Source organism: Pseudomonas sp. EA_65y_Pfl1_P113, assembly GCF_963970525.1.
Taxonomy (GTDB): Bacteria; Pseudomonadota; Gammaproteobacteria; order Pseudomonadales; family Pseudomonadaceae; genus Aquipseudomonas; species Aquipseudomonas tritici.
This window is the reverse complement of the sequence record NZ_CAXAQM010000270.1, coordinates 1-575: the sequence shown is the minus strand read 5'-3', so window position 1 is coordinate 575 and position 575 is coordinate 1. Positions and strand designations below refer to the sequence as shown.

Annotated in this window: 1 protein-coding gene and 1 pseudogene; one reads left to right on the top strand and one right to left on the bottom strand. The window is 66.4% G+C overall.

What is annotated here, in order from left to right:
• Positions 1 to 335: class II aldolase/adducin family protein (locus tag AACY52_RS29535; RefSeq protein WP_339561256.1), on the top strand; the 335-nt coding region annotated here is incomplete at its 5' end.
• Between the two features lie 4 nt (positions 336 to 339).
• Here the strand turns inward: AACY52_RS29535 and AACY52_RS29530 are convergent.
• Positions 340 to 575, bottom strand: a pseudogene (locus AACY52_RS29530) (dioxygenase); the annotation flags it as partial.

Below are 575 nucleotides of genomic sequence, written 5' to 3'. Positions count from 1 at the left end.
ACGATTTCGAAGGCGTGACGGTTCGCGACGAGGAAGGCTCCCGCCTGCTTGAACATCTCGGCGACAAGCGCGTCATGCTGCTCAAGACCCACGGCATCCTCGTCATGGGCCGGACCCTGCCCGAGGCGTTCATCAAACATTGGTCGCTGCAGCGCGCTTGCGAAATTCAGATCGCGACGATGTCGATGGGCACGCCGATCGAGGTGTCGCCCGAGGTAATCGCGGTGCATCAGCGCGATTTGCACATGGCGCAAGTGCCGGGTGGCCCGGGCAAGGCCGATTTCGACGCGATGGTGCGCCTGGTCGACAAGATCGACACCGGCTGGCGCGCCTGAGGCGTCAGCCGAAGCGATAGCCCGAGACTGCCCAGCCAAGGACATGATCGGCATAATCGCGCACGGCCGGGCCATCGCCGCCCGCGCCGAGCGCAACCATCAGCGGCAGCAGATGCTCGGCCTGCGGATGGGCGAAGCGAGCGTGGGGAAGTCTCTCCCACGCGGCCACGCGCGCCGCACGCGAGGCCGGATCGGAATCGGTAACGGCTGCGGTCAGCGCGGCGTCCCATTCGTCCGCTA